This is a genomic window from Rhodococcus sp. no. 34, from assembly GCF_054589475.1.
On the sequence record NZ_BAAILK010000004.1, the window covers coordinates 1 to 8130 of the forward strand.

An 8130-nucleotide genomic window follows, 5' to 3' on the forward strand; every position below is an offset into this window, starting at 1 on the left:
CCCCGCCGGTGATCCCCAAGCCCGTCGCACGCCCGACGCTGCGGCGCGGCTCCACGGGCGGAGACGTGACATACCTCCAGGCGTTGCTCAACCGCATGTTCGCGAGTTACTCCAAGCTCGCCGTGGACGGCGACTTCGGTCCCGCAACCGAATCGGTGGTGCGTGAGGTGCAACGCCGCTCCAATCTCGCCGCCGACGGAGTCGTGGGTCCGGACACCTGGCGAGCGATGGGCGTCCGATGACCGCCCTCGCCGTCGCTGCCGTCGTCCTCGGTGCCACCTGCCTACTCGCGTGGGCCGGGTGGCGCTGGGCCACCGGTCACGCCCTCATCATCCACCGCGATCAACTCGAACGAAGGAACTACTGACATGTCCAAATTCATCACCACCAAGTTCTGGGCCGATGCCACCGAGCGCGCAGTCAGTACCGCAGCGCAGGCCGCAGTCGCCACCCTCGGTGCAGGCGTCTTCGGCATTCTGGACGTCGACTGGGCCAACGTCGCATCCATCTCGGGATTCGCTGCAGTCCTGTCGATCCTGAAGGCTCTCGCGGCCAGCGGGAAGGGTGATCCAGATTCCGCCAGTCTGATCGGCTGAGCGCGTGACATGGCTGCAAGAGTGGTACGACACGATCGGCGTCAGCACCTTCCTGCTTGCAATCATCGCTTGGCTGATAGGCCGCCGGAAGGGTAAGGCCGACATCGGAAAAACGGAATCCGAGTCGGGGAAGATCGACGTCGAGGCGGCACAGATCATCGCCCAGACCGCGACGGACCTACTCGTTCCGCTATCAGAGCGCGTAGGGAAACTCGAAGCGCGGATCGAGGTCCTCGAAGAGGAGAACGAGCACAAGACGAAACTGCTCGACTCGGCGATCCGCTTCATTCGAGAACTGCTGCTGTGGATCGAAAACCATGCCCCCGGTCGACCACCGCCGACGATCCCGCCGGAACTGGAAAGCGAGGTTCAACGATGACGTCACCCGATCCGACCCGACCATATCCGTCGGGGATGCTCGACGGACTCGGAGGAATCGAAGCGTGGGCGAACAAACGTCGAAGCGACTACGAGGCAGATACACTCGCGGTTCTTACCGAGTCCACTGGCAAGCTCCAGCAGTTCGGCGAGGCATATCACGACGGGCAGCTCGACCTCAACGGGCGGCTCGACCTGCTCGAAGGTGTGCAGGGTTACGGCGCCGCCTACATGACGAAGAACCCTGCCGTCGTGTCAGGTGCCACTCGGATGCCGTTCACCGGCCAGTTCGGACCGCTCAAGGGTGTCCGAATCCTTGCCGGTGGTGGTCTGCTACTGGAATCGAAAGGCCTGTGGCAGATTTCGGCAACCACGCTCGCGAAATCCACGGTCTTTGGTGGCGGCGACGAGACGGTCATGTACCTGTCCGTTCGCTATCCGGGCGGCGCCATCTTCTCCGAGGTCCCTGATGTGAAGCGGCCCGGTGGAGCGCGACTCACCCACCATATGACCGCACCGTTCGTGATCCCGGACCCGAACTTCGAAGTTCAGGTCTGGGTCACCTCGGCGAAATGGCGCAACTTCGCCGGCGGAACGCTCTACTCCCGGTTGTCCGCAATCAAGCACGACAACCGGGTGGTTGCCACCGGCACCCCCGATTACCCCGACGAGCCGATCGAATAGGAATACGTATGAGTGCCAACGAAATTGACGTAGAGGAGGTGGATAGATGATCGGCTGGGAACCGCTACGCGATGTCATGAGCATCACCAAGGGTGATTTGATCTTCTCCCGCACCCGAAGCGAAGGGCCGATCCCCACCGGAACCGTCATCGAGATCATCTGGGACGACGGCCCGACCTGGCCCGCCACCTCGATCGCCGGAAACACGGTGAGTTGGCGCATCGAATCGGCCGAACTCGCCGCCATCGACAGCGGCGACACCTTCACCATCTGGGTCCGATACCCGAACGGCGAAACCGAAACCACTGACGACTACGAGTGGATCACAGGATCCGCTCAACGCCCTCTAGACGAAGGATTCTGACATGGCACTCGTATGCCCCGTCGCAACCGCCAACAGCATCGCGACATCCGCTGCAGCACTCGGCTCCACCTTCGGGCTCCACACCGGCAGCCCCGGCCCCGCAGGAACCGCCAACGAAGCGACAGGCGGCTCGTACGCACGCCAGACCGCCACACCCGGCACTGCCGCGCTCGGCGTCGTCGCGTGGTCGCAGATGACGTTCCCGGTCGCCGCGAACACGTACACCCACATGACGCGCTGGAACGGCTCGACGCTGGTCGAGGTGATCGACAACCCGGACATCGTCATCAGTCCGTCGGGTGAAGCCAAGGTCAACCACAAGGTGACCATCCCGTACGCGCCCCCGGCCTAAGCCATGAGGTTCCCGGCCCCGGACGTCGGGGTAGCCCGCTTTCCGGGCGTCGACGAAGCCTCGGTCGCTTTTCCGCCGGCGCCGAAGCTGGTTGTGCGCATGTCCACCGAGACTGTCATCGACATCATCTCGACGGGCGTTGTGGTCGGTGTGCCGTGGCATCTCACCGAGACTGTAGTGGATGTCCTCTCGTCAGCGACGGTCAGCGCGTCCGTCACGGTCGACACAGAGAGTGTCGTCGATGTCGTGTCGGAGACAATCCACATCGTCGATGTCGTGAGTTCAGAGACGATCGTCGACATCGTTTCCGAAGCAACGGTGAAGCCGTCACCGACCATTGGCACGAACACGGTGGTGGACATTGCGTCCACCAGTTCGGTCACACCGTCACCGACGATCAGCACCGAGACCGTCATCGACATCGCGTCCACCGCTGTCGTTGTCCCGTCACCGACCGCGGCGGGCGAGACGATCGTCGACATCACATCGACCTCAACGGTGGCGCCGTCGCCGACGATCAACACGAATACCGTCATCGACATCATTTCCGAGGGAAGCATCACCACGTTCACGACGTCGGGTGCAACACTCACCGCCGAGAACCAAACCGGCAGCACGACGCCGGCCAAAACCACAGGGTGGGTTGCCGATACAGCGACGTACCCAGGCAGCACGATCGTGAGCAACGGCGTGCAAATGCGCGGCACCAAGACCGGTGCCAAGTTCAAGTTCGCCGGGCCGCTCTACTGGACATGGTCGGGCAACGTCAACATTGCGGCGTACGTCAACGGCGTGCAACGAGGTGCCACTGCGGTCGTCAATATCCCGAACGCGTACACCGAGTATCAGCGCAGCGGCGAGATAACCATCGACGTTGCCGCCGGTGAGATCGTCGACCTCTACATGTGGGCCGGTCAATCCTTCGGCGTGACACGTCGAGTCGGATTCAAATACTGGGTCGAATGACTCGCACGACAAAGCCCCCGACCTTTCGAGGTCGGGGGCTTTTCATCTTCGACGAGGACATTCCGTGAAATCAAAGACTCGACAGTAATTCCTCGAGAGCTTTAGCCTTGTCGCTCGCTTCTAGATACTCACTGTACTGATGCCGTGCGTTCGAAATCAGGTTGTCGTACAGAACGTAGCGGCCATTGATAATAGACAGTTGCGTGTCGATTACCTGTTTTGCGGAGAGGTTTGAGTATCCGACCACCTTGGGATGATCGCCGAGTACGAATATCACCTCAGTTTTTTCTGAGGCCCGGTCAGCTGTCTTGAGCACCGAATCGAGAGCCTCCAAGTACTTTCCGCCTTGCTCTACGAGTTCAGATACTGTAACCGATCGTCCGTAGCGCTTCAGCTCCACTATCACATTCTTTCCGCCAGAAGTGGCGTAACGAATATCGATTCGACCTCGGATTTCTTTTCCTGCCTCGTCCATGGCATACTCACCCGGCGATATTCTGCGCAAGTCCTGCTCGATCACAGCGCTACTTGCCGCGCGCTCCCAGGACGGGTCGAGTAACCATAGGTTCTCAAATAGGTGCTGCTGGAGAACCTTCTCTTTCTCATCGGCATCGGAAATTTCCCTGAATTTTGTAATTGCCTCAAGTCGCGAGCTAAGGATATCGATGTAAAGAGCTGATTCGTACGATGTTTGCTCGGCCAGCACGGGTAGCAAATCCTCGGCGGTGACGTTACTCAGTTTTTCCAAGTCGTTGACGGTCTGTCGAAGACCTAGGCGCTCGAACGCGAGGATGCCGGATCGGAATAAGGTCTTGCGATCATCCTCGCTCTGCTTGCCCTCCAGTGCGAGGGTTGCAATTGTTCCGATCATTTTCTTAGCGTGTTCTTGCTGCCATGCCGGACGACTGTCCACCCAGGCTTTCACCTTCGGAAACTGGGCCAAGGCATCAACGGCACCCTTCGAGGGACGCGCTTTCGCCCACTCCTCGCTGGCGATAAGAAACTGCTGGCGAAGGAATTTTTGGAGAGCCTGAACCCGCGGATCGTCTTCGATCAACCGCTGCCGGTCGCTCGTTGCGATGTCATCCTTGTCGTCTAGGTCCAAAAAGTTCGCCTCTATCTGCCCGGTAACGTAGTTTCCGAAGATGCGACTGAAGTCGAGTTTCTCAATGATTCCTTCCTGAATCGGTCGCTTCCGAGCGAGAACAATGATGTTCTTGAGTGATCCTGCTTCGTCATCATCTGTTAGCTGTGTCGGGGTCTTCGCGGTTCCGATCCAGCCGTTTACTGTCCACCCCATGGCTGCATCTACGACATTGTCCTTTAATACAAAACGATTGATTTTTGTTGGTAGTGCAATCGTAGGCAATGTTTCTTTTCCGAACTCCCAGATAAACTCAAGTTTTTTGAGTTCTTGACGATCTGCATAGGTGACGCGTTTACCGTCTATATGAATCTGGAATCCGCCCTCATCTTCTGGAGTTTCGTCCAGTACATCAAACCTTCGTGCAATTCGTTTCCGAAGGGCAGACGCTGTGATGTCTGCGCGCGAGTGCTTCAGACTGCTTAACACGATAGTAGTTCCTGGGCGATCGAACTCGAAAGGAATTTCGATTTCGTCAGGATTGTACGGGTTATTACTTGCGATGCTGTGTCGAAGGTCGTCAACGTCGATCTTCAATCCGAATTTTTCGTCACCTTTTTGGGAGAATACTTCAACAACATTGGCGATAGAAAAGATGGAAAGCTTTCCAATTCCTTTTCGCCCCATGAAATCGCGGCCCCATTTCGGCGACTGGGCTCCATCGGAGACGCGTTTCTGATAGCCGACCTTCAAGAACTTGTTGTTCACGTCGTTTACGGTCATCCCGCAGCCTGTGTCATGCACGACGACAGATTTGTCGGTAGTCTTCCGCCAATCGATTTCGATCCTCCCAGCATCCGCATCCCAAGCGTTCGCGACCAGTTCGGACAGCACCGCAGCAGCGTTGCTGTACAGGTTGATGCCGAGCGCCTCCAGTACGGACATGTCCACCGTCATCGAGAACTTCGGTGTAGGACTACTCATGCGGCGTCTCCCAATTCGATTTCCCTGACCTGCTGCAGGATTTGGTTTCCGATAATTTCACCGAGCAGCGGAGGTACGGCGTTCCCAATCAGTCGGCCAAGGTTTGAGAGCTCGACTCGCGAACCCGGTTTAACGAAGGCGTACTTTTTGGGGAAACCTTGTAACATTGCAGCCTCACGCAATGTGATCGCACGGTCTTGGTCCGGGTGTCCGAATCTTCCCGTTCCAAAATTATGCGACTGAGTCGTCACTGTTGGCGACGGCTTATCCCACTCCATGCGGGAGTATACGCTTCGGAATGAGGCGCCGGACGCTCTTTTGTGGCATTCCGCCAAAAGCTCATAGGGCCAATCGTGCCAGGTGCCGCCGGGACGCGAGGCTTGGATCCTGGCAAGATTTAGGTCTGAGAGTTTTCTAGTGACATGGAGGCTATCTTTCGGATGTGCCACGCCGGCTTCTACTGGAGCAAGTTTGCCAATCACGTCTCGCACGGTGCGGAAATTCGACTCGTCGAACCGCCCCTCGGGAACCTCGATCTCCCCGAGACGCGACGCCAAAAGTACGAGACGCCTGCGGTTTTGGGCGAGGCCGTAGCGTGGGCAATAGCATGATTTGAAGGAAACAGAATACCCCAAGTCGGTCAGTAGGGCAGTGAACTCAGAGAAGACAGAAGAACTCGCGATGCGGGGCACATTCTCCATTGTCACGAAGTCCGGGAGACTGTCGTTGACCAATCTGCCGAACTCCCGCAATAGCGGCCAGTTGTCCTCGCTAGACGTGTTTGCGCCACGCCGGTAAGAGGAGAACGGCTGGCAAGGAGCACAGCCTGCCAGCAACCGATATTCACTATCGCGCCAGAGGGCATTGAGATGTTCTGCCGTGATGTCGCGAACGTCTTCCTCTAGAAACGCGGCATCAATGTTGCGTTCAAACGGGTATTTGCAGGCCGAATCCGTATCGACGCCGGCAACGACGGACACCCCGGCCTTTTGGAGACCGTAGGACAGACCGCCAGCTCCACAGAACAGATCAACAGCGGTGATCTTGGATTGCACCTTCGACATCCGCTAAATGTAGACCGTCAGAGGTATGCCCGTCGACCGCGGCGCGCATTCCTGCACAGTAGCTTCGGAAGTGGGAAGCAGTTCCAACTCTGTCGGTCGGTCAAGCGCGATGTCATCCGGACACTTTTAGATCCGTGCGCGCACCTCGGCCGGGGCGAGACTCCGCCTATGCGTCGACAGGCTTCCTGTACCTCAGCCGGTTCTGCACCTGGTAGACGACGATGCCACCCCAGACAATCCAGAGCGGCCAGGGGGCCGACAGGATCGCCAGGACTGCACCTGTGCTGATTGTTCCTAGGATGTCGTAGTTGCGTTTGAGCATCTCAGTCTCCTTGCTGTGTTGTCTTCTATGATGGACCCTTGAGGTGGGACCGGGGTGACTCCTTCACCCCGGTCCCGTCTCAGGTCAGCGTTTCCGCTTCCGGTGTTTGCCTCGCTTCCTCGTTCCCCGATTCTGGACTGCCATCCAGATGTTCGTGATCAGTGTTGCAATCCCGACGATCAGGGCGATTCGGCTTTCGGTCATTCACTCACCCCCTCTCTGCTGTTGTCTCATAACTGTAGCACCCTTAAGGGTGGTTTGCAAGACGTGAAAGTTGTTTGATTCTCAATCTGGATAGACTTCTTGACCATCTTTAAGGGTGCTATCATGAGGGGTACCCGAACCAAGGAGAGACCGTGATCCGCTTCATGTCGCGCGGCGAAATCGCCGACTACCTCGGCGTCACCCTCGCCACCGTCAAGCAGTACAAGACATTTCCACCGCCCGACGCGATGATCGGCCGCAACCAAGGCTGGACGAAAGAAACCGTCGACGAATGGGTCAAGTCCCGCAAGACATGAGACGCCCCAATAAAGCCCCGCCTCGTGATGAGGTGGGGCTTTTTGTTGTTTGTGCGGGGCCGAGCTGGTCTTCCCTTACCCTCCCGACCCCGCGCGACAGACAGTAGGTGAAGGCACCGACAAGTTCGTCAGCATTCACCGCTCATTGCGGCGTCAAATGCGCGATTCATGCTTGCCTGCTCACTCGCTGTCTTCGATCGCCAGTCCTCCGAGGCAGCACTCTCGGCACGAAGATTCGTCAGAGCTTCTCGGCGCTCCTCGGTGCTAGTCCCTGGGAACTGCTCCATCATTTCCATGAGGTCGCGACACATTTGTGACTCGCCCGGCAGATTGGCCACGCTCGCGGACGTCCCCTCTTCGAGTTCAGCTGACGGCTCAACGATCGCGGTCGTCGCGTTCGGCGGAGTCGTCTCCGACTCAAGGACAAGACCATCCAGCACGTTGAAAGTCGATGTGGCCGAAGGCATCGGGTCGCCCTCGGTCGGACTGCTCGAGCACCCCGACAGAATGAGCGAGGCCGGGATTGCGAGAGCGAGCAGGAGTCGTTTCATTCTCAGATCAAACCAGACGGACCGTACGGACCGTACGTGACGGATTACTACTTCCGGTAGTCAACGCCCGAGGGTTGATTTCGAAGAGTCAACCCTCGCCAGATTTCCTGTGAAATCCCCTATTTGGTCCCGCACTGGTCCCGCATCAGCACCGAAAGCGGTCGAAATACTGCGAACCTAGAGAATCTCAACAACGCTGTGAACTGCATCGATACGATATCGCAGGTCAGCCGAAAGGGTCGGTAAGATTCTCGACATCTTCGA

Annotated in this window: 11 protein-coding genes; 9 read left to right on the top strand and 2 right to left on the bottom strand. The window is 58.0% G+C overall.

Annotated features, from left to right (window positions below; all coding sequences use genetic code 11):
- The 8 genes from ACYP01_RS00225 to ACYP01_RS00260 all read left to right on the top strand — a co-directional run.
- On the top strand, positions 1-242 hold a 242-nt coding region (locus ACYP01_RS00225; RefSeq protein WP_459678075.1), incomplete at its 5' end, for a peptidoglycan-binding domain-containing protein.
- Positions 239-367: a hypothetical protein gene (locus ACYP01_RS00230; protein ID WP_347871256.1), complete on the top strand. Its 129-nt coding sequence runs from the start codon at positions 239-241 to the stop codon at positions 365-367. The genes ACYP01_RS00225 and ACYP01_RS00230, both read left to right, overlap by 4 nt.
- Before the next feature lies 1 nt (position 368).
- Positions 369-596, top strand: a complete 228-nt coding sequence (locus ACYP01_RS00235) for a holin (RefSeq protein WP_459678078.1) — start codon at positions 369-371, stop codon at positions 594-596.
- A gap of 4 nt (positions 597-600) precedes the next feature.
- Positions 601-975: a hypothetical protein gene (locus ACYP01_RS00240; protein WP_459678081.1), complete on the top strand. Its 375-nt coding sequence runs from the start codon at positions 601-603 to the stop codon at positions 973-975.
- Positions 972-1658 (top strand): hypothetical protein, encoded by a 687-nt coding sequence (locus ACYP01_RS00245; RefSeq protein ID WP_459678083.1) that lies wholly within the window; start codon positions 972-974, stop codon positions 1656-1658. Before ACYP01_RS00240 ends, ACYP01_RS00245 begins: the two co-directional genes overlap by 4 nt.
- A 46-nt stretch (positions 1659-1704) precedes the next feature.
- The gene (locus tag ACYP01_RS00250; RefSeq protein ID WP_459678086.1) at positions 1705-2022 is read left to right on the top strand and encodes an LtfC-like domain-containing protein; all 318 of its coding nucleotides are present in this window, start codon (positions 1705-1707) and stop codon (positions 2020-2022) included.
- 1 nt (position 2023) lies between these two features.
- Positions 2024-2374 (top strand): phage tail fiber protein, encoded by a 351-nt coding sequence (locus tag ACYP01_RS00255; RefSeq protein ID WP_459678088.1) that lies wholly within the window; start codon positions 2024-2026, stop codon positions 2372-2374.
- 99 nt (positions 2375-2473) lie between these two features.
- Positions 2474-3340, top strand: a complete 867-nt coding sequence (locus tag ACYP01_RS00260) for a hypothetical protein (RefSeq protein ID WP_459678090.1) — start codon at positions 2474-2476, stop codon at positions 3338-3340.
- A gap of 70 nt (positions 3341-3410) precedes the next feature.
- On the opposite strand, the gene ACYP01_RS00265 is transcribed toward ACYP01_RS00260, so the two are convergent.
- Positions 3411-5408 carry a BbrUII/HgiDII family restriction enzyme gene (locus tag ACYP01_RS00265; protein WP_459678092.1) on the bottom strand — a complete coding sequence of 666 codons (1998 nt, stop codon included), beginning with the start codon at positions 5406-5408 and terminating at the stop codon, positions 3411-3413.
- On the bottom strand, positions 5405-6472 hold the full coding sequence (locus ACYP01_RS00270; protein ID WP_459678094.1) for a DNA cytosine methyltransferase: 1068 nt from the start codon (positions 6470-6472) through the stop codon (positions 5405-5407). Before ACYP01_RS00270 ends, ACYP01_RS00265 begins: the two co-directional genes overlap by 4 nt.
- A gap of 678 nt (positions 6473-7150) precedes the next feature.
- Here ACYP01_RS00270 and ACYP01_RS00275 point away from each other — a divergent pair.
- Positions 7151-7315, top strand: coding sequence for a helix-turn-helix transcriptional regulator (locus ACYP01_RS00275; RefSeq protein WP_256519661.1), 165 nt, complete (start codon positions 7151-7153; stop codon positions 7313-7315).
- Positions 7316-8130: the final 815 nt, after the last annotated feature.

What these genes read in the sequence shown, in the direction of transcription:
- ACYP01_RS00230 (WP_347871256.1), top strand. Translation starts at nt 239, where the DNA reads ATGACCGCCCTCGCCGTCGCTGCCGTCGTCCTCGGTGCCACCTGCCTA.
- ACYP01_RS00235 (WP_459678078.1), top strand. Translation starts at nt 369, where the DNA reads ATGTCCAAATTCATCACCACCAAGTTCTGGGCCGATGCCACCGAGCGC.
- ACYP01_RS00245 (WP_459678083.1), top strand. Translation starts at nt 972, where the DNA reads ATGACGTCACCCGATCCGACCCGACCATATCCGTCGGGGATGCTCGAC.
- ACYP01_RS00250 (WP_459678086.1), top strand. Translation starts at nt 1,705, where the DNA reads ATGATCGGCTGGGAACCGCTACGCGATGTCATGAGCATCACCAAGGGT.
- ACYP01_RS00255 (WP_459678088.1), top strand. Translation starts at nt 2,024, where the DNA reads ATGGCACTCGTATGCCCCGTCGCAACCGCCAACAGCATCGCGACATCC.
- ACYP01_RS00260 (WP_459678090.1), top strand. Translation starts at nt 2,474, where the DNA reads ATGTCCACCGAGACTGTCATCGACATCATCTCGACGGGCGTTGTGGTC.
- ACYP01_RS00265 (WP_459678092.1), bottom strand. Translation starts at nt 5,408, where the DNA reads ATGAGTAGTCCTACACCGAAGTTCTCGATGACGGTGGACATGTCCGTA.
- ACYP01_RS00270 (WP_459678094.1), bottom strand. Translation starts at nt 6,472, where the DNA reads ATGTCGAAGGTGCAATCCAAGATCACCGCTGTTGATCTGTTCTGTGGA.